The organism is Pontibacillus halophilus JSM 076056 = DSM 19796 (assembly GCF_000425205.1).
Lineage (GTDB): Bacteria > Bacillota > Bacilli > Bacillales > BH030062 > Pontibacillus_A > Pontibacillus_A halophilus.
On record NZ_AULI01000006.1, the window covers coordinates 30,224 to 55,418 of the forward strand.

The window sequence follows — 25,195 nt, forward strand, 5'->3', positions numbered from 1 at the left end:
ATAACAATTTGGTCATAAGGTCTAATCGATAGTATAGCGCGATTCCTACTAGATTTCAACCTCACCATTTTGAAACCCCTTACCACACGCTTAGAGGTAAGGGGTTATTTGATAAATACTGTTATGGCTTGTTGCAGAGAGTTCATGTATCGCACGGACATAGTGGCTTTCAATTTATGAAGCAGGCGTGCCTGTTGTGGGCGAATTCCTATAACAATGAGCTCTTTGCCCATGTATTCTAAGGATAAGAGAAGGTGATGCAAGGCCTGTACACCATTGTCTTCTATCTTCCCAACCGCTGTAAAATCGATTAGTAGTCGATCTGCATTCGATTCATGCGCCGCTTTTAAGATACTCTCCTCTACAATCTGCAACTTTTCTTCCGTCAGCTCACCATATAATGAAACCAGCGCATTCCCCTCTGATAGTCCAATAAATGGCGCGGACAACTTGTAATTATGAAGAAGGCTTTCCTCTAGCTCTTCTTTCTTTTGGAGCAGTTCGAAATTTGTATCGTTTAACCGTTGTTGCAACCGTTGCAATACTTCGGTTACTCGACTCACCTGCTCATCTTTTTGGATGAACATGATCTCTGCATGCAAATCATTTTGCCAATACACATATGCATCGACTAGCACTAAGTTATGATGGCGATTTAGAACATGGATTTCAAATTGCTGTTTTCCTTTATCAGGTGAAACCCATTGTTTCACTTTTTCAAGGCTACCTTCATCAATAAAGTCGAGTAAGGAACTATGGATGGTATATTCTCTTTCAGCTTCCTCTGTCGCATATAAAATGTGGTAACGCTTGTCGATTACGAAAATCGGTAACGGAAATTGATTATAAACTAGTTGCATCGGAGGATACCTGAATTCCTTTCAACCATTCTGCTAATTCATCAAGGTCTTTCACTATATAAGCTTGTCCATGTAGGAGACGCTTTAGATCGTGCTCGTGAGCCATACGGCCCCCAACTACAACTTGCGGTTGCCACTCTAACGTTCGCAAGACAGCTACAGCTTCCTTTAGTTTCGGTAATCGATAAGAAAGAGCAGCAGAGAGCCCAATTACCGCTGGCTTATAAGTCTTAATCTGATGAAGAGCATGTTCTAAAGGCAAATCAGCCCCAAGATTTCGAACCGACCATCCTTGGTCTCGAAACACGGATGCTACCATCTTCAATCCAAGATAATGCTGTTCTCCTTCAATCCCAAACAACAACGCTTTCTTACGTTCTATAGCTAATGGGTTTGTTTCTAGATGATTGTCATAGTAACTTAAAACAAAGTCACAAATAGCTGTCGCCAAATGCTCATCTGCTACAGATATTTGATTCGATTCCCATCGCTTTCCTACCTCGTACATGGCAGGAGTTAACAATTTATTATAGAGAGAGTGTCGATCAAGTGGGCCATACTCATCTTTCAAGTAGTCAAGTACTCCACTTTCATCCCCCAACAATAATAATTCAGCGAGTCGTTCATCATAGTTCATAGACTCACCTCCACAAGTTAGTTCGATGCGTTCAGCTGTTCCATCCCTTGTTGAAGATAGGTTCTGAAAGCCTCTCGCACCTTCGTGTCCGCTATGAGATGGACGTTTCGGTATAATCGCTCTAGATTATCTAAGAGAATAGCCGAGCTTATTCCTCGATTCACAAGAACACGTTCAAGCCAAAGCACGTATTTAACAAAGAACTCCTCATCCTCCATCTCATAAGCTGTTAGAAGATGATCAACGTGATGGAGGTTGTCTTCGACTGTCTTCTCGTAACCTCGTTTCCCAAACCGTTCATAGAACCATGGAAAAGCTTGATAAATCTCTTCTACCACTTGCTTGACTAGTGTCTCTCGTTCCTCTGCTGTCATGTGGCTACCACCTTATAGTTCGCTACTTTATTTAGGCAGAATCCCCGCTAACTCTTGGTCTGGTTCGTTCTTCTCCAATTCATGTACGCGCTTAAAGCCATCGCTTGTTACCCAAATTCATATAAGCACGTTTCGTCTCCCATTCCATGTGAACTGTCAACTCTCCAGGTATTTTCTCATTTTGTAGGAATTGAAGAGAAAGAAAGCCTGGGAATTAATTAACCAGCTTAGAACGCTTTTGGTGAATAGCAATAAGTATATCTGCCTTCTCTTCCGGAACGTGAACGATTGATCCCACTATATACATGGCGACACGTCCCCTTAGTAACTGAATTCGTACTTTCCAGAGTTTGATAATACTATGTTAACATAAACTGCTTTCCCAATTAAGCAATGTCCATCTTCTCTACATATTGCCAAATTCACTTTATAAATTCTTTTATTTCTTCCTCCCCTCACCTCTTTCCTGCCATTTCTTATAGGAAAATAACAAAAAAGACGCTCAACATGTGAGCGCCTTTTCTGACATGATTCTACCTTTAAACTTACAGTGCTACTTCCTCAATCACTTTATGCTCTTCGTATTGAAGAAGGTTTTTATTTACGACTTCATGGATTGGCTTGTTCATATGAGATTGAATATCTTCTGCTTCTTCTTTATCGCCTACTAGATAAATAGTCTCCCAACCGTGGTCTTTAGCCATTTTATCAAGAGTTGGAGCTAAGCTCTTATACCAGCGATGTTGATGAGCTTTAAACTTATCATCAAATAAGTCTTTCTGTGGACTCTTTCCACCAGAACCCATAGATGGGTTTGCCTGGTGAGGTCCTACTTTCTCGCGCCAGTCCTCCACATCAAGGTCAAGTTCATATTCCTTCGTACCTTCAAGTGCACCTAGCTGAGCTTCTACAATTTTCACGTTTTGTTGTTGGACAAGAATAATTCCTGTCTTAGGTGATTGTTTCTTTAATTCTTTAAATTGGTCTAACACAGGTGATTCTTCCCAGTGAAACTCTGATTTAACTGGAAGTTGAACAGGCAACGCTGTCCAAATTGATCCATCCGTAGACGCAAATAAGATTATACTTTTAGATAAATCTTGTTCATAACGTTGCATGTACTTCTCTACATCATCGCGTAAGGCACGGAAATTCTTTAATTCGTCCTTATCGCCACTTTCTTGTAAGTAATTCTCGAAATTGTTCATCGCATTTTTCAAATGAATCTTGTACTCTCCACCTTGTTGTTCAGGATCAGCAAGGTCCGTATTTAAATACATTGTGAGTACACGTTCTGGTTTTGGCATTTGTACTTGTTCTAGTTTTTGTAGTTCTTTATTTAAATCCATTATGTTCGCCACTCCTTTGCAGCATGGAATTTGATATCTTGCTAATATGTAACCGTCTCATCTTTCATTCAAACATGTAGGAGCATAATTTCTTATTCTATTCCGTATAATGATTCACTTCATACAGAAACGGGTAAGAGACGATAGAAACTGAACACGACTAGGAGGGCTACAATGCTATATTTACTTGCGATTCTCTTACCACCTGTAGCAGTCTTATTTGTGGGTAAACCATTTCAAGCTTTCTTGAATCTTCTATTAACGATGGCATTCTGGATACCAGGAGCCATTCATGCTGCATTCTTGGTGAAAGAACAGAAAGATGATAAGCGTCATAACCGTTATATGAAAGAGAAACACGCATAACTAAAGAAGCCTCAGCTTATTGTGATAAGCTGAGGCTTCTTTCATTGTCGAATTTCAACCCAATAATCAAAGTAGGCAGGTAAATATTTCGTCACACAATATTCTAAAGGTGTATTATCGATTCCTAATGTCGTTCGTTTTAGCTCAAGCAACGGAGCACCTGGGGAAATCCCTAAGATTTCTGATTCATAAATTGTGGCAAGAGATGTGGAAACATGTTCATTTGAAAGTTTATAGGGTACATCTGCTTCGTCTAAGTAATCTACAAGTTTGAAAGTATGAAGCGTGCGCTCATCAAATAATTCTCCTATATATATAGGTACATACATTTGTTGAATCGCAAAGGGAACATTGTTCGTAAATCGAACACGCTCTAGCAGCCGAACTTCATCCTTGCTTTCAAGGTCCAACATCGTTCGAGCATATTCCATATGATGCCCGGATACATCACGTATCGTTTTAATTGTGAACGTATCTCCCAACTCACGATGATATACTTTCGGGATAACGTGAGGGGTGGCTGGCCGCTCCTTTACGGTGGTTCCTTTTCCTCTTCTCGTCTCTAATACGCCTTCTTGCACAAGCTGTGAAATTGCCTGCCTCACAGTTGAACGACTAACACTAAATAACTTCATCATTTGAGATTCAGACGGAATCGTATCTCCTGGATTCCACTTTTTCATCTTGATGTTCTCAATCATCTTGTTCTTCACTTGCAAGTAATAGGGCATACGACTATTCATACTCACATCAATCATCCTTACGTTCATCATTTCTTCCATCATTCTAGCCCATTTCAACAGAAAGATGAAGCCAATAAAAAAAAGCTATCTCTATGTGCCCTCACACAGAGATAGCTCTTTCCTTATTCTTCAGATGTTACCCATTCATCTACAAGTTCTTGGTTGTCTTCAAGCCAAATCTCAGCACCTTTGGCAGCATCGTTGTCATTCTCAACGATTGTTGCCATCAGCTCCCCTAGCTGGTCATTTGTCATTTCCCAATTTTGAAGCCACTCAAGTACTTCAGGATGGTCTTCTGGGAACCCCTTACGAGACATAAAGCTAATATTCTCTTCATCTCCATAAACGTTCTTTGGATCTTCAAGGAACTTCATATCAAGATCAGCAAATACATGGTGTGGTTTCCACAACGTCACAACAATTGGTTCTTCGTTTTTATACGCAGTCTTCAATTCTGTTGTCATGGACACATCAGAAGAAGATAGAACATCATAGTTTAAGTCGTACTCTTTCACCACATCATCCGTTAATGACATTAGGCTCGCACCAGGGTCAATCCCTACGATTTCGCCATCCATCTTATCTTCGTATTCATTCAACTCTTCAATGCTTTCAATATCCATGTAGGAAGGTACAGCCAAGCCTAGCGTCGTACCTTGGTACCATTCTTCATGCCAGTTAATTTCATCCTTGTAACGATCGTAGAATGGCTTATCTGTATTCGGAAGCCATACCTCAAGGGCTACATCAACAGATTGACTCGCCATCGCTTCGTAAAGGGCGCCTTTATCTACATTGTTTAAGGTTATATCATACCCTTTTTCTTCTAGAATTTGTTCCCACATGTTTGAAACGGCAATATTCTCAGCCCATGGGTTTAGTCCAATCTCTATAGAACCTTTGTCTTCCGTGCTTTCCCCTTCATCAGAAGATGAAGCATCTTCCTCATTACCCCCGCAAGCAGTAAGTAACAAGAGAAGCCCCATCAAAACTCCTAATCCCCAAAATTTCGATTTCAATTCTACTCCTCCTTATAGAACGGTTACTGTTATGTAAATTACTTGTTCGCAACTTGTAAGTACAAGTCATGAACTAATTATAACAAGTAAATGAGAAGTGTCAAATTTAGGCTCTTAACGTGAGCGAGAGCCTTATCGACAAAAATAAAGAGCCTGGCAGAAGCCAGACTCTTTAACATCCATCTTTATACTTTTTCTACTACATAAGCTTGTTTCTTGCGATAGTATTTTTCACCATCGTCTGCAGAATGTTCAAAGAAACCTTCAAACTCATGAGTCACTTTGTATTCACGATTAGGTTCTGTGAACAATTGATTTTCATTTGTTGAGAGCAACACCACATCAGTTGTTGATACAAAGCTGTCTAATTCCTGCGCAGTGTAATTTGTACCTACTTCCAATTCGCTAAGACGTAGATTTGCCATGCATAAACCCTCCTGTTGATTGGTCTTATAACCATGCATTCCCAGGAGGATAGCAATCGAAACATGTTGATTGATCTTAGTCTTCTTCCCCATCAATGGTCGTCCCCATGTTCCACACTTTCAAGGACTTCACAAAGGGTGCACCATCTATTCCATAGATTTGGACACCATCGGATTGTTGAAGGGTAGGAAAGACTCGAGTCGAAATAGATGCCTCTTCATTCGCATAAATCTCTAGAATGGATCGATCCATCAGTACATTTAACGTCAGTTCATTCTGTTCAAGGTCTAAGTGCCCTCCTTGAACGCCTTTCTCGATTGATGGGTTTAAGCTCGAACGCCCCCGGTCTACCAGAAGCTCACTTGTCTCATTGTTATATAGAATAAATGTTTCTTCTTTCACATCCGGAGCCTTAAACACTTTCAACCCAGCATGCTTTGTACCGGATACATCTAACGTCAGTTGAATTTGTAAGGTGTCACCATGTACGGCATCGAGTTTTCTGTTGGCTTCTTTCATTGGAACGTTCTCGATGTTTAGAAGTTGCTCGCGTTGTGCGTCTTCAACCTCTTGAACCGGACGACGGCCTAATTCATTGTCTTCAGTTAAATACACTTCCATCGGCATACCAGCACCGTGCGCCCAACCCGATTCATATTTAGCCTTTTCTCCTCGTCTGTCTTGTAGAATGCTTGTTAATAACGTTCGGCCTTTCTCGTCCACAAACCCTTGAACACCCGTCATATGCTCTCCGTAATCTAGAGATTTAGGCGCCTCATGGTCAGGCTGGAATGAAGCCGTTTCTTGATCCCATTCACCAATCCAGTAAAAGGTGTACCGTGATGCATAGGGACTGGCTGAACTAAAATAGGGACTGATGACGAACATCATCTTCTCCTCACCAGTACGTTCGTTTTGTACTGGGAGTAGAGCTGGCATTTCCCATACATCTCCCGTTTTCGGGTACTTCTCCTCATCGCCAATCATGAGTGGTCCCTCGTAAGACCAACTTTCCATATCATTTGAAGAGTAGACAAGCGCTGTACCTCCTGCCCCTTCCACTCCAGAACCAACGAGTTGATACCATTTCTCTCCTTCTTTCCATACGAATGGATCACGGAACTCCCCATACCGTACCTTTCCTTCTTCCGTCGTCAACCCTTCTTCTTGAACCGTGACAGGTTCTGGCTTCATTGTCCAGTTGTTGAGTATTGGGTCATCTGGATTGGTTGGACGGGCAAGTCCCGTCATTTGATTTGGTGTCATTTCGTCATGGCCTGCCGTATAGTACAGGACAGGTACTCCATGTTCATCTTTCGTAGCACTACCAGACCATACTCCGTCTCTTGCTGCGGTATCTTCACTTGGACTTAGAGCAATGCTCGCATCTTCCCAATTTAGCATATTGTCACTAACCGCATGACCCCAGTGAATTTGATGCCAGAATGGCCCAAATGGATTGAATTGATAGAACAAATGATACTTTCCATTCGCATAGATGGGAGCATGTGGTTCATTCATCCAAGCTCGTGGGGCTGTGAAGTGATAATTCGGTCTGTATGGATCGCCACTGTAGACATGGCGATTAAAGCTAAGGTTTGGTGAAGCAAGATCCCCCTCTTTTTCTTCCACCATTTGTTTTACTTCCTCTTCCGCAAGGGCTCGATTCTCCACTTTCACTTCATCGAGAAGGCCGTTAAAATGGTGAGCTTGAAATACATCCGAAACCGCTACCGCTTGATTGTGTTTCCCAATGCGAAGAGGGTCATCAGAAGATGGAGTGTACGTTCCTCCCTCTGGAACGGTTCGTTCTTGAACCAGTTCCCCATTTCGGTAGAGTTCAATTTGTTGCTGTTCCTTGTTAAATACAGCAGTAAGGTGTGTCCATTCACCCTTGTTCACAGTTTGATGTTTAGGAGCCCAAAGTTCAATCCATTGTCCGCTTATCCCTACTTGAAACGTAGGATAACCGTGCCGCCCTACGCCTAACACATACCCTTCTTTCTCTTTCTCATTGTGTTGGTTAATAATGGCCGATGTATACCCTTCGTCTCCCCATTCATAGGCTCTAGGTGCAACCCACGCACTTACTGTAAAGGAGTCAGTAGGCTGCTTAGTCTCTTCATAAGGGATTTCCAAATAAGTTGAATACCCATCGAACAAGATTGAATCTCCTTGTACCCCCTTTCTTACTTGCGGTGTTTCCCCTTTCTTTATTAACGCATCATGCCAGACATAGGAATGTTCTTCTTGCTGTAATGCTTGACTCTTTTCGAAATGAAATGCGTATAAAGGTTGATTTTGTATGACTTTCCTTTCAGAATTTGTATGCTTATCAGAGTGATGATGTGCTGTTCGGTCTAGAAACCATGTGCTAATGCTTAATAGTGCAAAAACACTTAACACTCCCGCTCCTACCATCAATTTCTTCATATAACCCTCCATGGTTCTTATTTGTTGCAGTTTATCAAACCATTTTTCGTCTTGTGTTGAGACTATGTAAAGGATGAAAAATAGGTCTTTTTCATTAAGGGATACGTATCATTATTGCCATTTTAGGGGGCTCAATCGGTTGAATCCTTTTAATCAACGTAATTCTTATCATGTGATATGATAGTAACGCTACATTCACTAAGAAGATTGGAGATTTGAAATGGTCTATCTATTATTTGCAATCGCGGCTACCGTCACCGTTATATTAGCCGTTTATTTGTCCATTTACGCAGATGTTATTGATAAGAAAACAGCAATATCAGGCGCTATGATTGGGTTATTGTTAGGCGCGTCTACCTCACTTCCAGAGATAACAACTAGCGTCACATCCATTGTTATCGACAATCCAGATTTGGCAGTCGGGAACCTGTTAGGCAGTAATTTATTTAATGTATGTATACTTGCCGTACTCGACCTCATCTACCGCCGACAACGTATTCTAAATCACTCAAATCAAGAGCACCTTTCTAGTTCTATATTAGGGATCGTGATGTCTCTTGTTGTTATGCTATCCCTTCTCTTTAATGGGACCTTCGCAATCTTTGCCATTGGCTTAGATACCTTGTTACTCATTACACTCTATATCATTGGAGTCAAAGTCATGTCGTACTACTCCAATGAAGGTGAAAAGGAAGCAGGAGAGCCTTTAGAAGAACGTTACGATGTGCTTTCATTACGTCAAGTTGTGCTTCGCTTCATCACCGTTTCCCTACTAACGATTGTATTCGGAAGTATTCTAACCATTAGCGGGGATGAGATTGCGGTGTTAACTGGGTTAGGGAGTAGCTTCGTCGGTTCCTTGCTTATCGCAGCGAGTACCTCTCTACCAGAAGCCGTCGCCTCCATTATGGCAATACGGTTAAAGAACTACCCACTTATGATAGGTGGAATAGTTGGAAGCAACTTATTTAACCTACTCATACTAAGTGGTACAGACATCTTTTATCGGAAAGATGCACTCCTCCAGGCAGCAAGCGGGGCTCATATCTATTCCATCTTGGGATCAATGTCTCTTATCGCGATCCTAATCTATTCACTCTTAAGGAAAAGAGCACGGAATGCCTTCACGTATGTCATTCCATCTATTCTTATTATCCTGTGTTACCTTGCTGCAAGCTATATGATCTATACGAGCTCCACCTCGTTATAAACGAAAAAAAGCCGATTCCACTCTTTACTAAAAGAGTCGGAATCGGCTACTTATTTATTACATTCATGTCTAGTTCAGCTCCTATTTAGTTCGTTCCTCAGTCACACTGATTGAAACCTAGTTAACCTATAGGGTGATGGATGTCTTGTTCGTACTTTTTCGATTTTCTACTTCTTACGGACTCTACGTTTTGTATTCCCAGTCAGCTTTGATTTTTTTCTTTGCTTCGTAGACTGTGCGCTTGTGAACTCTTGGCTATTCTTATAATCTCTGTCGAAAAGTTCGCGCGCCTTTGAATACATGATCGTCATTGTGAAAACCTCCTTTATATAACGTGTACTCTCCCCATTCCCAACTCAAAAAGCTAGTAAAACTTACGAATGAAATTCTTTTCCTCAAAATAGGAAAAAAGATGAAAACTTCCATTGCTAAGAAAGTTTAAGAAGCATATTACAAAGATCGCTTACACTTACATGAACGTGATGATAAGGAAGTTGAGTAGGACGACTAACCTGTTAATAGAAAAGAAAGGGCTGCATAAAGCGGCCCTTTCTTGATTAGTTTTGTAGTTGTTCTTCTGTAAATTGTTCGGTTTCAGTGGAGCCCTTTAAAGCGGTCGTAGAAGACGTACCTCCTGTCACAACTTGAGACACTTCATCAAAGTATCCCGTCCCAACTTCTCGTTGATGACGTGTTGCCGTATACCCAGCTTCTTCACTGTCAAATTCTGATTGTTGGAGTCTAGAGTAAGCTGCCATTCCTTCCCGTTTGTAAGCACGAGCCAATTCGAACATACTATGATTCAAAGCATGGAAACCAGCCAACGTTACAAATTGGAATTTATACCCCATTTTACCGAGCTCAGCTTGGAAATTGGCAATAGTCTCATCATCAAGCTTACGTTTCCAGTTAAAGGATGGAGAGCAGTTGTAAGCAAGAAGCTTACCAGGATACTGCTCATGAATTGCCTCAGCAAAACGCCTTGCTTCATCCATATTTGGTTCAGATGTTTCACACCAAATTAAATCAGCGTACGGGGCGTAGGCAAGCCCTCTAGCAATAGCTTGGTCTAAGCCTGCTTTCGTTTTAAAGAACCCTTCTGATGTACGTTCCCCCGTCATAAATGGAGTGTCGTATGGGTCTACATCACTCGTGATCAAATTAGCTGCATTCGCATCCGTCCTAGCAATTATGACAGTAGGAACGCCCATCGTATCTGCCGCTAACCGAGCAGAGATTAAATTCTTCACAGCATGTTGAGTCGGAAGAAGGACCTTTCCACCAAGGTGCCCACATTTCTTCTCAGAAGAAAGTTGGTCTTCAAAGTGAACACCAGCCGCTCCGGCTTCAATCATTTGCTTCATTAGTTCAAATACATTAAGCTGTCCGCCAAAGCCTGCTTCTGCATCGGCCACAATAGGTGCGAACCAATCGGTACCATCGTTCCCTTCCATGTGATCGATCTGATCAGCTCTTTGTAGCGTTTGATTAATCCTTTTCACAACGTGAGGAACACTGTTAGCAGGATACAAACTTTGGTCTGGATACATTTGCCCTGATAAGTTTGCATCGGCAGCCACTTGCCACCCACTCAAATAGATTGCTTTCAATCCTGCCTTAACTTGCTGCATCGCTTGATTCCCGGTTAATGCACCAAGCGCATGGATATAGTCTTCTTCGTTAATAAGTTTCCATAGCTTTTCAGCCCCTCGTTTTGCTAGGGTGTGTTCAATATCGATGCTTCCTTTTAATTTATCTACGTCAGCTGCAGTATACGGACGAGTAACCCCGTTCCATCTAGGTCCTTCAAAACTTTCTGATATTTGCTCTATACGATTTTGGTTCATTGTTTATTCTCCCCTTCTACACATATTGATAAGCTGGTACTGTTAGAAACTCTTCGAACTCATCTTGCATGACAAGGCTTGAGAAGAGCTCAGCTGCCTCAACAAATTTCCCTTCTTCGAAACGCTCATCCAAAACTTCACTTCTCATTCGGTCTAATTCTTCTGCAATAAACAGGTGAACAAGCTCCTCATTTATCGAACGGCCGTCCTCTAGATTCCCTTGTTTGTGTCGAATCCATTGCCATACTTGTGTGCGGGAGATTTCAGCTGTAGCGGCATCTTCCATTAAATTGCGTATCGGTACAGCACCACGACCATTTAGCCACGCTGCAATATACTGAATCCCTACGTATAAATTTGTTCGTAGTCCCTCTTCGGTAATCTTACCTTTAGGTACTTGTAGCAAATCTTCAGCCGTTATATGCAGGTCCTCTCGCTTTCTATGAATTTGATTCGGCTGTTTCATATGTTCGTCGAATACTTCCTTGGCTGTTTGAACCATACCAGGATGCGCCACCCATGTACCATCGTGACCATCTTGGACTTCTCTTTCTTTGTCCGCTCGTACTTTTTGAAATGCGGCTGCATTTTTTTGTTCGTCGTTTTTGACAGGAATTTGTGCTGCCATTCCTCCAATAGCTGGTGCATTACGCTTATGGCAAGTTTGAATGGCTAACTGTGAATAGGCGCGCATAAACGGGACTTCCATTGTGACCTCCGCCCGATCAGGAAGTAGGATGTGCTCGTGTTCACGCAGCTTCTTAATGTAGCTAAAGATATAATCCCATCGCCCACAGTTTAAACCAGCCGAGTGATCTTTTAATTCAAATAAGATTTCATCCATTTCAAATGATGCCAGGATGGTCTCAATTAGCACGGTCGCTTTAATCGTTCCGTTAGGAAGGTTTAAATAATCCTGCGCAGCTTGAAAGACTTCATTCCACAAGCGCGCCTCGTAATGATTCTCCATTTTAGGAAGGTAGAAGTAAGGTCCAGATCCCCTTGCAATAAGCTCCTTCGCATTATGGTAGAAATACAATCCGAAGTCTACAAGACTCCCAGACATTGGCTTGCCTTCAACTTCAATATGTTTTTCATCTAGGTGCCACCCTCTAGGTCGGACAACGAGTACAGCTGTTTCATCATGTAGTTCATACTGTTTTCCCTTGTCATTTGTGAAAGAGATGGTACGTCGCACTGCATCCCGCAAATTCAGCTGCCCGTGAATGTTGTTGTGCCACGTCGGTGAATTGGCATCCTCAAAGTCTGCCATAAATACATTTGCCCCGGAATTTAATGCGTTGATCACCATCTTTCGGTCTACCGGACCCGTAATTTCAACCCGACGATCTTTCAAGTCTTCTGGTAAGGGGGCAATCGTCCAGTCACCAGCGCGGATGTGAGACGTTTCTCGGAGGAATTGTGGCAATCCCCCCTTGTTCAGTTCCTCTTGAATCAACGTACGTTTATGAAGAAGCTGTTGCCTTCTGTCTTCAAATTGCTCATGAAGAATGGTTAAGAACTGCAATGCATCTTCGGTTAAGATTTCTTTGAACCCTTCTTCCATCTCACCAGAAATGGAAATTACACTTCGCCCTGTCTGCATACCGACTCCCCTTTTATATAACATATACATTTATTTGAAACTGATATATAACAGTAACACTATAATTAAACTACTCTTCTTTTTTAGAAAGGCAATGATCGCACTCCATCATAAATTGATTTCCTTCTGTCTTTGTTCCACACTCTGGGCAAGAATGATGTAGGTTCATCGTACAGCACCCCCTTTTATAGTACAGTTAATTTTAATTGGTTTCTGTTATAATACAAAGTGTATTGTGTCTTCCCCATTTTTGCAACTAAAAACAACCAAAAAATCCCTTGAAACTTATCGACAAAATCCTCTTACTTTGACAAATTCTTCACCCTCAACTTGACTAACTCTCTTCAAATGCACTGTCTTATCTTAATCTCTCTAAAGTAAATTTCTTTGACGCTTCCACCCAAAGAAAAAGAGAGCATAAATTTAATAAAAAAAGAGCGAACCCAATTTGGTTCACTCTCCTTCGTTCTTGTAAAAGAAAGGATAAGAGGATCTTCTTATCCTTTAGGTAAGCAACCACCCACCATCAACAAGAAGGTCACTTCCTGTCATGTATGACGCTTCTTTAGAAGCGGCAAACGCGATAACATTAGCAATTTCATCAGCGTCTCCAACACGTTGTAAAGCTGTCTTTCTTCGAATTGTTTCTTTAAATCGTTCATTCTCAAGTCCTTCTTCCGTTAGTGGCGTACGAGTAAACCCTGGTGAGACTGAATTAACTCGAACCCCCTTAGGGGAAAGCTCAGCTGCCAAGGCTTTTGTAAAATGGATTACGCTAGCCTTCGCTGCACTATAATGCGGTATCTCTGCCCCGGCTTTATGACCTGAAAGTGACGCAACATTCACAATGGCACGATTGTTACCGTCACGTTCTGCTTCCTTAACCATGCGGGGAGACAGGCATTTAGATACAAGAAAAACACTGGTGAGATTGACATCTTGTACACGCTGCCACTCATCCAACGACAAATCCATAATGGTAGATTGACTAGAGCCGCCTGCGTTATTCACAACAACATGGAGTAAGGGTGTTCGCTCTTCAAGCTCTTCCTTTACATGTTGAACCTCCTCCTCCTGTGTTACATCCGCAACGATATAGTCAGCTGAATTAGGACGAATCTCATTTAACAGATTACAAGTACCTTTCAGCTTTTCCTCCGTTCGGCCTATTAGGAAGACAGAGCCTCCATCTAAGACGATACGCCTTGCCGTTTGTTCTCCAATCCCACTTCCACCGCCTGTTATAACTGCTATTTGATCCTGAAATCGTCCCATACAACCCCTCCGTAACCGCTTACATTTTAAGTGTTCGACTTTTGTTTTTGGTATTGTTCTCGTATTGAACGTCTCAGGATTTTCCCTACATTTGTCTTAGGCAAGCCCTGTCGAAATTCAATCGCTTTTGGCACTTTGTATGGCGCCATATGTTCACTGCAGTAATCTATGAGTGCTTCTTCAGTTATGCTTTCTCCGCTCTTCAACACAACTACCGCCTGTACCTGTTCTCCTCGATAAGGATCGGGTACGCCAATGACGACTGCTTCCATAACAGCAGGATGTTCATAGAGCACTTCCTCGACGTCCCTTGGATAGATGTTATACCCTCTTGAAATGATTAAGTCCTTCTTACGATCGACAATAGAGACGTATCCATCTTCATCCATCCTCGCTAAATCACCTGTATAGAGCCATCCATCTCGAAGCGCAATGGCCGTTTCTTCCTCATTGTTCCAGTATCCTTTCATAACCTGTGGTCCACTGACTATCAGCTCTCCGATTTCACCAAGTTCAACCTCATCGACCCCATTCGCCACATCTACAACCTTGTAATCCGTAGATGGATACCCAATCCCTACTGAACCGTATTTCCGTTCACCAAATGGCGGGTTACAGTGAGTCACTGGAGCAGCTTCTGACAACCCAAAACCTTCTAGAATAGATGCGCCCGTTTTACGTTCGAAAGCCTTAAGTAATTCGACCGGCATGGGAGCGCTGCCGCTGTTACATAAGCGCAAACTATTCAAACCGTATTGGTCTGCTTCTGGATGATGAATAATTGCGACATACATCGTAGGTACACCAGGGAACATCGTAGGCTTCTCATCCCGAATGGTTTCCAACACTTCTTGTACATCAAACTTAGGAAGTAAGATGTTCGTTGCGCCTGTCCGAATCGATAAGAGCATTGCACTTGTCATGCCAAACACGTGAAACAATGGAAGAACCGTGAGCGTACGTTCCTGCCCATATCGAATATGGTGCTTAAAGAACTCATAGCTTTGTACGGTGTTCGCTACGATATTACGGTGCGTTAGCATAGCTCCTTTAGAGCGCCCTGTCGTCCCTCCTGTATATTGAAACACCGCTACATCTTCAAGGCTGTTAATGGTGACAGGATTTAACTGTCCTGTACCTTCGGCGAGGAAAGCTTGGAAAGACGTATCGCCTTCTCCAAGTTGAATTCTCGGTTGGAATTCTAGCATAATGATGGTCTTTAATGGGGTTTGAGGTTGCACTTTCTTTACATTCTCATAAGCCCCATCAAATGCCACGATGGTCTCTGCGCCCGCATCATTAAGAATGTGGGAGAGTTCACGTTCTACTAACATTGGATTGATTTGCGTCACAATGGCACCACATTTTAATATGCCGAAATAGGCAATAACAAACTGAGGACACGTGGGCAACATGATGGCCACCCTGTCCCCCTTCTTCACCCCTCTACTTTGCAAAGAACGAGCAAAGACATTTGATGCTTCATTTAATTCCTTGTACGTCATCTCCTGTTTATAGAAACTGAGCGCTACTTGCTCCGGAAGCTTATCCGCCGTATCTTCAAGCATATCTGGAATTGACCAATCTGGTATTTGAACGTCTGTCTCAACATCATTCGGGTAATGCTTCAACCAACTTTTACTCAACGTTCTTCCCCTCCTTCGTATACTGAACATACCTACCGGTTAGTATGTTACTACATCCATAATATACTAATTTTTCAGATATTTAAACCGATATCCCAGCGCCTCATATAAAAAAACATGCGTAAACCGCATGTTTCTCTTCTAACCTTTAATTGTGGACTGGATTGTCATCGGCATCCCGTTCGGAGCCGTCAATGAATAAATCTTCTCCCCATGTTCAACGATTGGACCATGTAAATCAAGTTCTCGATGTTTGGCAAACTGTGCAAATTCATCTGCATCATCTACAACGAGCTGTAACATAATAGTAGGAGACAAGGCTTTCCCGGATTGCCAATATTCAAGCCAACTATTTCCACTCTTGAATATACCGCCTTCATAACCTTCTCTGTTGTCCCATTCATTCGTTAATCCTAATTTGTTCTCAAAGAAATCTACCATCTCATTGCTTTGATCGGAAATGGTCACGTGTCGATACCCTAGTACTTTCAAGCCACTTGTCCTCCCCTTCTCTAATAAACATAGTATAGCATAGATTAAAATTGTTAAATTCATGTAAAAAACCTGAAATAGAGAACGTTTGTTCTTGTTTTCTGTAAATCGTAAGGTATAATAAGAAATAGGATAACAAATACATAGGAATTGGAGTGGTTTGATGAAACACGTTACACCTTATCTAACGTTCCCAGGCAACGCGAAAGAAGCATTGGATTTCTACAAAGAGGCATTTCAAGTGGAGATTACGAACGTTCAGACGTTTGGAGACGCGGATTTCCCTACACCGGAAGAAATGGACGACCGCATTATGCACGCACGTTTAGAGAAGGACGGCGTACTCATTATGGTATCGGACGCATTTCTAGACCAAGATGTTTCTGCTGGGAATAACATTTCTCTCGCTCTTGAGTTTGAAAATGACAGAGAGATTGAACGCGTTTACAGCCAATTAGCAGAAGAAGGTACAGTGATTATGGAACTTCAAGATACGTTCTGGGGAGCACGCTTCGCGAAAGTAAAAGATAAATTTAACATCATTTGGGATTTAAACCTCGACAAACAATAAGCATCAACCTTAAACCACAGGGCTACTCCTGTGGTTTTTCTATTTCTTTATTCATGCGTACAAAGAGGACTTTATGGCATGTTCTAGAATATAAAGATAGCAGAAGAAAAGGGAGCGTGAAATAATGAATACTGATATCCCCCATCGAGTCATAGCAGCCAAGACCTTTAATGAGGTATGGGACTTATTAGACAAGCCAACTCGGACGGAGGCAGAAGATCAGGAAATGGTTCACCTATGCCACACGTCTCTATGGCATTGGACACAAGTCCCCACCCACACTGACCAACACTTGTCGATTGGATATTGGCAACTGTCTAGGGTCTATTCGGTCATTCAAGAAGGGGAGAGAGCATTACACTACGCTAAACAATCCCATCATTACAGTGTGAGGGGTCAATTAGACTCATTCTACAAAGGATATTCCCTCGAAGCATTAGCTCGTTCTGCAAGTCTTCTTGGTTTATCTGAAGCGGAAGAATATTTGAAAGAGGCCTTTACATACGCCAACGAAGTAAGCGATTCCGGGAATCAGACGTTGTTGCTGGAAGACCTAGAAGAGCTCTCGTCGAACGCACTAACTGAATAAAGGCGTAACCGTTTTGGTTACGCCTTTTCTTCTATGACTTCAGTAATTAATGCTTCAATTTCCTGCATCGTATAGAAGTCATTCACCCCTCGCTTAGGATACAAATAGTTCTTTATCTGATTAACATCACTCGTATAGGCCTCTAAAAACCCGCTAATTAGCATACGTAAGTAGGATGGGGACGGCTTCGTAATCGTTTGTTCTGATTGAGGATGTGCATTTGTAAACGTGAAGATTGAATAGCCATCTGATTCTCCCGCATAAAGAAGATTTCCATAATAAGAATCCTCATTAATAAGATCTGAACCAGATTGCATCACATTATCCAAATTCACGTTCAGTGTATGTAGGCCATTCTCTTGACGGACGACATCCTCAAATTGTTCTTCGGTAATTAAGTACATACGTCCCCATGTCTCTGTATTCTCATTTCGAACCGTATCAATAAACGCTCCAGCCCCGTTCCATCGGTCTGACCACCCTGCAAAGTAAAGCGAATAAGGCAACCGGACCGGTTTGTCCCTAACAGGCAGTGTACAATCACGACTCCCAACCTCCGCTCGATTCGAACCAGATGGCCGTCCTCCCTCTATGTAACATCGAAAACGATCTCGAAACAAATTCGACCCAAAACTCGCGTACCATACATAACGCTTCTCTTCATCCATTCTATCTCACCTCTCTATGGGACAAGGGGACAGGTTCATTGTCCTACACACCTCTATCCTCTTGGCAGTACAACAATAACTTCAGTGCCCTTTCCCCATTCACTTTGTATCTCTAAATGTCCTCCATGTAGTTTAACAATTTTATCAGATACTGCTAACCCTAAACCAGACCCAGCTTGCCTTGTATCACTTTGGTAGAACGTCTCCTTCACATGAGGTAGCTTCTCTTGTTGTATCCCAATCCCTTCGTCTTTAATCCTTACACGGGCCTCTTCTGATGTATACTCCAGTGAAAGCTCGATGATTGTCTGTGATTGAGAATATTTAATGGCATTATCCATTAGGTTTAAGAGCACCTGTTTTATTCGAGCACGATCACCAAACAGATCAACCGCACCACTGTTTACCAACGTACATGTGATTTGCTTTTCTAACAGATATGGCTCTAGTTGCACATACACCTCCTGGATTAAATGACTAAGGCAGAAGTACTCCTTGTGAAGGATGATACGGTTAGATTGGAACCTTGAGAAGTCAAGCAACTCTTCAACTAGATGAATTAACCGGTCGGTTTCAGAGGATAACATCTCCATCCCTTGTTCTTGTTCTTCATCCGTTAACCCCTTATTCCCCTTTAACGTGTCTACCCACCCCTTTATCCCCGTGAGAGGCGTGCGCAGCTCATGAGAGATGGAAGAAATAAATTCATTCTTCATACGATTGCTCGTTTCTATTTCCTCAGCCATATAATTTAGCGTTTTGGACAAACGCCCTAATTCGTGGGGATAAGCTTCGTTCAGACGATGTTGAAAATAACTCTCCGTTAAGTTCGAGGCACCCTTTGTAATTTCTCGTATAGGGGTAACTAATGAATTGGCAATCCAAAGACTAACGAAGAATACGAAGATCGATAAAGTGCTTCCTATAGCAACCGACCACAACATGATTGTTCTAATCGTACGATTCGCCTCTTCTAATGAAGTAGTGTACTTCAACACAGCAATCGTTTGCCCGTTGTACATGAGGGGGCTATAAGAAGCTAACACTGACTCGTCAGTTGTTTCCATACTCTCCACATCGTAGGTTTCTTCCCCCGTTAACACTCGTTTAGGTAGGGGATAATCATCTGGCACCATAAATCCGGTTGAAGAGAATAGCACCTTCCCCTCCCGGTCCAACAACTCAAGTCTGGTACCAGGATACTGAAAGGAATGAATAATTTCGTCACTATGTCCTTTATAATTACGTAGCTGCTGATCCTCATATTTGTTAAAAAACGAAGCAGAAGTTTCAGCATGTCGCTGTAACGTGTTGGCCATACTCACATAGTAATGTTCCTTAACACCGAAATAAAGAACTGTTTCCACTAAGACGAGCATCAATAAGATGACTACCATAAACGACAAGACGACACGCCTCTTCATAGCGAAGCTCCCATCCATTCGTATCCTTTCCCCCACACTGTCCGAATAAATTGTGGCTGGGATGGGTCAGGTTCAATCTTTCGACGCAGTCTTCGAATATTCACATCTACAACTTTTGGATCTCCTACGTAGGTTTCTCCCCATACTTTGTCTAACAACTGATGGCGAGAAAGTGGCGTTCCTTCATGTTCAATAAGGACGAAAAGGAGGTGAAATTCTGTAGGTGTCACATCCACAACGCTGGCTTCTTTGATAAGTTTCTCTTCTCTTATGAGTAATTTAAATGCACCAGAATAAACGACATCTTCCTGTTCCTTTGGAGAGATCCTCCTTAACAAGGCACCTACTCTCGCTAATAATTCTTTTGGGCTAAATGGTTTTGGAATGTAGTCATCTGCACCCGTTACTAACCCGTTCACCTTATCTTCTTCTTGCACTTTCGCTGTTAGCATAATAATTCCAATCCTTCGATTCCTCGCTCTTACTCTTCTACACACCTCAACCCCATCTACTCCTGGTAGCATGAGATCAAGCAGAATAAGGTCAAAGGCTTCTTTGCCAAGCCACTCTAAAGCTTCTTCACCTGTTGTAGCCTCTTTGACATCGTAGTTTTCTCTCTTGAGATTTAGTACGATAAAACTTCTAATTGAGCGCTCATCTTCTACAACTAAAATCTTTGCCACACGATTCCCTACTTTCTAATCAAGCTCTTCAGCCCATAGATGGAATAGGTCGGTTTCTGTAGAATAGGTCTCATCCACTTCGTAAATATGTTTTTCTGTCTGCCCTATCCTCGTATACCCTCTTTCTGGCTTCCAGTCTTCACGGTCTTTCCAGCGAATTCGATATAGAGGCTCTGAAGAGGGATATTCCACTATGGTCACTTCATTGCTTTCCTTCTCAATATTCAAGTCCTTAGGCCACGAAGAGGGAAAGTCTATATAGAATCCATCTTCAAATGAAGAATAACGCCTTTGAACAAGCTGTAACCTTCCATCCTCTAATCCCTGCCATTGATAGAATTCTTGAATCCAAGGTGTGTCTGCCATTGACGTAAATTGCTCTGGAGGAGACATTTCTATTCCCATCTCAAGAATATTGTCTCCATTTACATCACGACTTTCCACTGGGTACGGCTTATATGTTTCTGAGATTCTGTTCTGAAACACATTCATCAAGCGCCCGTCATCCACAACAAGTAACGCTGAGCTTCCTGAATGAGCACCAACTTGCTGATCAACCCAAATCCCTTTCTCATGCTCACTAACTCTTCCCCCTTCAATATTGAAATATTGGTTGACGTAAGGGTCTAACTTAACGCTTGAGTGAACCGAAAGCCTCCCTTCGTTAATTTCATATAAGGTCGCTTCCGCTCGCTCATTTCGTTCAAGCTCAATTAACGTGAGGTCTTCTTTCTTGTCATCGTTCATGTCTTGCCATACAAGCTCCAAATAAGGATAAGATTCTACCTTTTTTAAAGAGTCTGCATCCAGATGAACGACGTGCAACTGTTTGTTTTGCTCATTTGCATTCGTGACACCTACGAACCCCGTGGCCCCTGTTTCACCCGGAACCATTTTAAACGAATCAACCTCATATCCTGCCAGTTCAACTTTCGATGTTAATTCCCATTTCTCTTGATACTCGTACACATGCACAACAAGAGAATTTGCATAACTTGCTTCCTTAAAAAGAAGTACAATCTCCTCTTTTCCATCGTTATTTAGATCTTCTTTAAACACGTTCTGCTTCGGACTAGCCTTATTTGGAGCCATTAGCACAGCGGATTCTGGCAGTTTATTTATGATATTATGCTGGATGTTTTCATCTTCCCCGTTCAATTGTGGGGGCTGAAAGAGTTCATTCGGCGTTGCATAAGAAAACGAGCAGCCAGCAAGAAAAAGGCATAGAACCCCAATAAGTTGTACAATTTTACGCGTCATAACCTAACCTCTCCCTCTCTTCAATTATCCAAATTGGACAGGGTCCATTCCCTCTTTCAGAGCTTCAAATGTATATCCTTTAGCAGAAAGAGTTTGTAGTAATCGTTCTAAATGTTCTAGAGTTGTTGCTCTCTCATGGAGCAGAATAACTGCAGGGTGTTCAGAAGGAATGCTCTGAAGCTGGTCGTTCACTTCTGTAATATAACGTTCATCTTTATACAACCAATCTTTACTATCTACATTCCAATCCCATAATGTGAAATGATTTGCCCGGACTTTTTCTCGATAGGAAGGTTTCATGTGAGGCACGCTTCCATAAGGAGTCCGTATTAAACGGGTTTTCTCATTTGTGATGCCCTGTAATGTCTGTTGAGCTTGGTCCATTTCATCCACTACTGAAGTTGCAGATGCATATATTTTCGACTGGTCATGAGTAACACCATGCAAAGCAATCGAGTGACCTTCATCAACCATTCGATTTATTGCACATCGCTGTCGTTCCATGTATGGCTCCAACATAAAGAAGGTAGCCTTGGCATGATAGCGGTCTAATAAATCTAACAGCTTCAAAGTGTTATGGTTAGGTCCGTCATCAAAGGTTAAATAAAGAACGCCTTCTTCTTTGGTTTGAATCCGATTTGTCACCTCATTGAGTCTAACATTCTGATCAGCTTTATGTGCTGATACCACATTTGTCCGCTGAAAAGGTTGCTTTGTCGCTGTTTTGCTTTCTTGTGGCAAGGGGTTAGCTCCTGCAGCCCTCACAACTACAAATAACAATAGAAATAAAACCCCGATGGCAATTCGTTCTCTTCTGTATTTTTTCGCCCGTTTGTCATGTCTACTCACGCGTTCATTCCCTCACTTTCTATCTATAGAAAGTGTAAGAGAATAGTTGTTGAATTGGGTGACAAAAAGGTTACAGTTTCTTAAGGAGAACCAATAAAAAACAAGCATGAACCTCCACATTGGATTCCACGCTTGCTTCCGTTAATCAATCCCTATTCAAACACCAGTTACTTCTCTTTCTTCTGATTCGGAATCTTTCCAATCCCAAGTTCTCGACCTTCCTTGTAAATCGTCTTCACAAAGCTAAACGTCATAAGAAGCATAATGATGGAGAATGGCAAGGCTGCAATAATCATCGTATTCTGCAGCGCCTGCAAACCACCTGTATAGAGGAGGGCAAGTGCGGTAATAGATAGCAATAGTCCCCAAGTAAGCTTCACCATTTTACTTGGGTCTCCCTTTCCACCTGTTGTCATCAATCCAAGAACGAACGTTCCAGAGTCTGCAGATGTAATAAAGAATGTGCTAATGAGGAGAATCGCAAGTATAGATGCTACCATGCCTAATGGATAGTTTGAGAATATAGCAAACAACGATTCTTCCGGTGCAAGCTGAGAAATAACATCTATACCATTATGCTCAAGCGAGATTGCCGTTCCTCCGAAAGTCGCAAACCATAAGAACCCAATCAAACAGGGTACAATAAGCACGTAAAAGACAAACTCACGAATGCTCCTCCCCTTAGAAACTCGCGCAATGAAAATTCCAACAAATGGAGACCAAGCAATCCACCATGCCCAGTAGAAAATGGTCCAAGAATTAATCCATTCCCTAACTTCTGAATTTAATGGAGCGATACGAAAGCTCATTTCCGGTAGGTATTGAACGTACGTACCAAGCGAATTTGTGAACAAATTTAGCTGAAACAGTGTAGGTCCTACGGTAAATACGAGTAAGAATAGAATGAGCGCCAAGACTAAATTCGTGTTACTTAAGATTTTGATCCCCTTACCTAATCCAGTCCAAGCAGAAATCATGAACAGTACCGTAACGATTGCAATAATAACAAGCTGTGTAAGGAAATTACTCGGAATCTCAAACAAATACGTGAGACCGCCATTAATTTGCACAGCTCCGAACCCGAGCGTTGTGGCGACACCCATGACTGTTGCAACGACAGACAAGATATCAATCATTCTCCCGGTATTCCCGTTTGCCCACTTCCCAATCACAGGCTCCAAGGTCGCGCTTACTAGTCCAGGCTTATCGTGCCTGAAATTGAAATATGCAAGCACCATAGCCACAATCCCATAAATCCCCCACGCATGGATTCCCCAGTGAAAATACGTAAATCTCATGGCATCTTTAATAGCTTGATCCGTCCCTGTCTCTCCTGTGGGGGAGCTGATGGCATAGTGGCTAATTGGTTCAGCCGTCGCCCAGAAGACAAGTCCAATTCCCATCCCGGCGCTAAAGAGCATCGCAACCCAAGTTGGTGTGGAGAATTCTGGTTTCTCACCAGGTTTCCCTAATTTAATTTTCCCAAGGGGCGTAATTAAGAACGTTAAAGCGACAAGCACAAAGAACGTAACGACGATTAAGTAGTACCAACCTAGTTTGTTTGCAATAAATGTTTTAACCGTTGATGTGACTTGCTCTAACCAATCCGGGAAAAAGGCACCGGAAATCGCAAGCAGTATCATAATGGCAACGGAAATTTTGAAAACAGGATTAAATCTTTTTAGCACACGTTGCAACTCCTCTCTTAGGGGAGACTCCATCTCCTAAGTTTCATTAGATGAAGTTATTGTCCGCTAAGAATTGGGTTCCTATGCAAGATGTCTCATCGATTGAAAAGAAATGGGCTAAACCGCTATGCTCTCCAATATAGATAAACAGAAAGCAATTTATCCTAATTTCAGGATAACCACTACTTTTTCCAAGGGGGAACTACCATGGATGTCGCTGTAATCGTCATTCAAGTTCTTTTAGGATTGGGATTTATCATGTTCGGAGCCATGAAATTTGGTGCGAAGCAGATGGTTGATGAATTTAACCGTTATGGCTATCCTTCATCCTTTCGCATGTTCACGGGTACCATTGAAGTGGCAGCGGCTATATTGATGATTGTGGGAATTTGGAACGGGGCACTTGCAAGTATTGGAGCCGCTCTGATTATTGTTACGATGATCGGCGCCATCCTCACACATGTAAAGGTAGGCGACCCACCGAAAGCAATGGGGATGCCGATTATACTCCTCCTACTAGGAGTAGTCGTTCTTGTCGTTCAACTAACAGCATGATAAAGAGATACTAACTCAAAAACAAATACCCTAACCGAAAAGAGCATAAAAACTGCCCAACTACTCGGCATAGTCTAGAGACATTAAAAACCCCATCGACTTATGTGCACGTTACACATAAATCGATGGGGTATTGTTTAAGCTTCTACAAGGTTTGTTGGGATAGAATCATGCAATGTCGTTGCTTTATCATACAGTCTAAAGACATAAAAAAACCACCAACATATGTATTGGTGGAGACGGTGGGAGTCGAACCCACGTCCAGAGATAACGCCGCAATGGCTTCTACGAGCGTAGTCGATATATTGTCATTCACTAACAATTCGGCCTATCGACTGGCTTCCTTGTAGCTAACCTGATTAGTCTCTTCGCCCCTCCTCAGGTGGTGGAGTGACGCGTAGCCCGCTTCAGTTTGAGACCCTTCTATCTACCACACGGGCGATGGCAGGAAGGATCCTCTAGACTAGCTTATGCAGCTGCTAGAGAGTAATTGTTTTCTTTGCCAGTTATTATTGGCATGGCTTTTTACGAGTAGCCGCTCGGCTCGCCACCAAAGCTCGTCCTATCCCTGTCGAATCCGTAACGTCCCCATATAGATAATAGGAAACTGATAACGGGATAGCTT

Annotated in this window: 25 protein-coding genes and 1 other RNA gene; 5 read left to right on the plus strand and 21 right to left on the minus strand. The window is 42.2% G+C overall.

Annotated features, from left to right (window positions below; all coding sequences use genetic code 11):
- Positions 1-104 precede the first annotated feature (104 nt).
- From H513_RS0105940 to H513_RS0105960, 4 genes are all read right to left on the minus strand, one after another.
- Positions 105-860 (minus strand): STAS domain-containing protein, encoded by a 756-nt coding sequence (locus H513_RS0105940; RefSeq protein WP_026799918.1) that lies wholly within the window; start codon positions 858-860, stop codon positions 105-107.
- Complete coding sequence (locus tag H513_RS19660; RefSeq protein ID WP_026799919.1) at positions 844-1,497, minus strand: cobalamin B12-binding domain-containing protein; 654 nt, start codon at positions 1,495-1,497, stop codon at positions 844-846. The genes H513_RS0105940 and H513_RS19660 overlap by 17 nt, the downstream gene beginning before the upstream one ends.
- A 17-nt stretch (positions 1,498-1,514) precedes the next feature.
- Positions 1,515-1,871 (minus strand): hypothetical protein, encoded by a 357-nt coding sequence (locus tag H513_RS0105950; protein ID WP_026799920.1) that lies wholly within the window; start codon positions 1,869-1,871, stop codon positions 1,515-1,517.
- A 545-nt stretch (positions 1,872-2,416) separates the two neighbouring features.
- Positions 2,417-3,220 carry a VLRF1 family aeRF1-type release factor gene (locus tag H513_RS0105960; protein WP_026799921.1) on the minus strand — a complete coding sequence of 268 codons (804 nt, stop codon included), beginning with the start codon at positions 3,218-3,220 and terminating at the stop codon, positions 2,417-2,419.
- A 174-nt stretch (positions 3,221-3,394) separates the two neighbouring features.
- On the opposite strand from H513_RS0105960, the gene H513_RS0105965 reads away from it, so the two are divergent.
- Entirely contained in the window at positions 3,395-3,586 is a 192-nt protein-coding gene (locus tag H513_RS0105965) for a YqaE/Pmp3 family membrane protein (RefSeq protein ID WP_026799922.1), read from the plus strand.
- Positions 3,587-3,627: 41 nt separating this feature from the next.
- On the opposite strand, the gene H513_RS0105970 is transcribed toward H513_RS0105965, so the two are convergent.
- The 4 genes from H513_RS0105970 to H513_RS0105985 all read right to left on the minus strand — a co-directional run bounded on the left by H513_RS0105970 (position 3,628) and on the right by H513_RS0105985 (position 8,207).
- Positions 3,628-4,359 carry a GntR family transcriptional regulator gene (locus H513_RS0105970; RefSeq protein WP_211226510.1) on the minus strand — a complete coding sequence of 244 codons (732 nt, stop codon included), beginning with the start codon at positions 4,357-4,359 and terminating at the stop codon, positions 3,628-3,630.
- 92 nt (positions 4,360-4,451) lie between these two features.
- Positions 4,452-5,348, minus strand: coding sequence for a glycine betaine ABC transporter substrate-binding protein (locus H513_RS0105975; protein ID WP_026799924.1), 897 nt, complete (start codon positions 5,346-5,348; stop codon positions 4,452-4,454).
- Positions 5,349-5,533: 185 nt separating this feature from the next.
- A complete protein-coding gene (locus tag H513_RS0105980) occupies positions 5,534-5,773 on the minus strand; it encodes a hypothetical protein (protein WP_026799925.1) in 240 nt (79 codons plus the stop codon).
- Positions 5,774-5,849: 76 nt separating this feature from the next.
- Complete coding sequence (locus H513_RS0105985) at positions 5,850-8,207, minus strand: GH32 C-terminal domain-containing protein (RefSeq protein ID WP_051239704.1); 2,358 nt, start codon at positions 8,205-8,207, stop codon at positions 5,850-5,852.
- A gap of 220 nt (positions 8,208-8,427) precedes the next feature.
- Here H513_RS0105985 and H513_RS0105990 point away from each other — a divergent pair, with 220 nt between their 5' ends.
- On the plus strand, positions 8,428-9,417 hold the full coding sequence (locus tag H513_RS0105990; RefSeq protein WP_026799927.1) for a sodium:calcium antiporter: 990 nt from the start codon (positions 8,428-8,430) through the stop codon (positions 9,415-9,417).
- Between the two features lie 167 nt (positions 9,418-9,584).
- Here H513_RS0105990 and H513_RS21865 read toward each other — a convergent pair whose 3' ends face one another.
- From H513_RS21865 to H513_RS0106020, 6 genes are all read right to left on the minus strand, one after another.
- Positions 9,585-9,728 (minus strand): hypothetical protein, encoded by a 144-nt coding sequence (locus tag H513_RS21865; protein ID WP_169449930.1) that lies wholly within the window; start codon positions 9,726-9,728, stop codon positions 9,585-9,587.
- Between the two features lie 246 nt (positions 9,729-9,974).
- The gene (aceA, locus tag H513_RS0106000; protein WP_026799928.1) at positions 9,975-11,264 is read right to left on the minus strand and encodes an isocitrate lyase; all 1,290 of its coding nucleotides are present in this window, start codon (positions 11,262-11,264) and stop codon (positions 9,975-9,977) included.
- A gap of 16 nt (positions 11,265-11,280) precedes the next feature.
- On the minus strand, positions 11,281-12,870 hold the full coding sequence (gene aceB, locus H513_RS0106005) for a malate synthase A (RefSeq protein WP_026799929.1): 1,590 nt from the start codon (positions 12,868-12,870) through the stop codon (positions 11,281-11,283).
- 504 nt (positions 12,871-13,374) lie between these two features.
- Positions 13,375-14,145: an SDR family NAD(P)-dependent oxidoreductase gene (locus H513_RS0106010; RefSeq protein WP_026799930.1), complete on the minus strand. Its 771-nt coding sequence runs from the start codon at positions 14,143-14,145 to the stop codon at positions 13,375-13,377.
- A gap of 26 nt (positions 14,146-14,171) precedes the next feature.
- Entirely contained in the window at positions 14,172-15,791 is a 1,620-nt protein-coding gene (locus tag H513_RS0106015; protein WP_051239706.1) for a long-chain-fatty-acid--CoA ligase, read from the minus strand.
- Positions 15,792-15,932: 141 nt separating this feature from the next.
- Entirely contained in the window at positions 15,933-16,283 is a 351-nt protein-coding gene (locus tag H513_RS0106020; protein WP_026799932.1) for a VOC family protein, read from the minus strand.
- Positions 16,284-16,446: 163 nt separating this feature from the next.
- On the opposite strand from H513_RS0106020, the gene H513_RS0106025 reads away from it, so the two are divergent.
- A complete protein-coding gene (locus H513_RS0106025; protein WP_051239708.1) occupies positions 16,447-16,854 on the plus strand; it encodes a VOC family protein in 408 nt (135 codons plus the stop codon).
- Positions 16,855-16,978: 124 nt separating this feature from the next.
- Positions 16,979-17,443 (plus strand): hypothetical protein, encoded by a 465-nt coding sequence (locus tag H513_RS0106030; protein ID WP_026799934.1) that lies wholly within the window; start codon positions 16,979-16,981, stop codon positions 17,441-17,443.
- Positions 17,444-17,460: 17 nt separating this feature from the next.
- Here the strand turns inward: H513_RS0106030 and H513_RS0106035 are convergent, their stop codons facing one another.
- The 6 genes from H513_RS0106035 to H513_RS0106060 form a co-directional block, all read right to left on the minus strand.
- Positions 17,461-18,111, minus strand: coding sequence for a hypothetical protein (locus tag H513_RS0106035; RefSeq protein ID WP_026799935.1), 651 nt, complete (start codon positions 18,109-18,111; stop codon positions 17,461-17,463).
- 53 nt (positions 18,112-18,164) lie between these two features.
- Positions 18,165-19,535, minus strand: a complete 1,371-nt coding sequence (locus tag H513_RS0106040) for a HAMP domain-containing sensor histidine kinase (RefSeq protein WP_026799936.1) — start codon at positions 19,533-19,535, stop codon at positions 18,165-18,167.
- Complete coding sequence (locus tag H513_RS0106045) at positions 19,532-20,218, minus strand: response regulator transcription factor (protein ID WP_026799937.1); 687 nt, start codon at positions 20,216-20,218, stop codon at positions 19,532-19,534. Before H513_RS0106045 ends, H513_RS0106040 begins: the two co-directional genes overlap by 4 nt.
- A 15-nt stretch (positions 20,219-20,233) precedes the next feature.
- Positions 20,234-21,478 carry a hypothetical protein gene (locus H513_RS0106050; RefSeq protein WP_026799938.1) on the minus strand — a complete coding sequence of 415 codons (1,245 nt, stop codon included), beginning with the start codon at positions 21,476-21,478 and terminating at the stop codon, positions 20,234-20,236.
- A 24-nt stretch (positions 21,479-21,502) separates the two neighbouring features.
- A complete protein-coding gene (locus H513_RS19665) occupies positions 21,503-22,327 on the minus strand; it encodes a polysaccharide deacetylase family protein (RefSeq protein WP_081658197.1) in 825 nt (274 codons plus the stop codon).
- 167 nt (positions 22,328-22,494) lie between these two features.
- Entirely contained in the window at positions 22,495-24,015 is a 1,521-nt protein-coding gene (locus H513_RS0106060) for a BCCT family transporter (protein ID WP_026799939.1), read from the minus strand.
- Positions 24,016-24,222: 207 nt separating this feature from the next.
- On the opposite strand from H513_RS0106060, the gene H513_RS0106065 reads away from it, so the two are divergent.
- Positions 24,223-24,570 (plus strand): DoxX family protein, encoded by a 348-nt coding sequence (locus tag H513_RS0106065; RefSeq protein WP_026799940.1) that lies wholly within the window; start codon positions 24,223-24,225, stop codon positions 24,568-24,570.
- 231 nt (positions 24,571-24,801) lie between these two features.
- On the opposite strand, the gene ssrA is transcribed toward H513_RS0106065, so the two are convergent.
- Positions 24,802-25,160, minus strand: a transfer-messenger RNA (tmRNA) gene (gene ssrA / locus H513_RS21160).
- Positions 25,161-25,195: the final 35 nt, after the last annotated feature.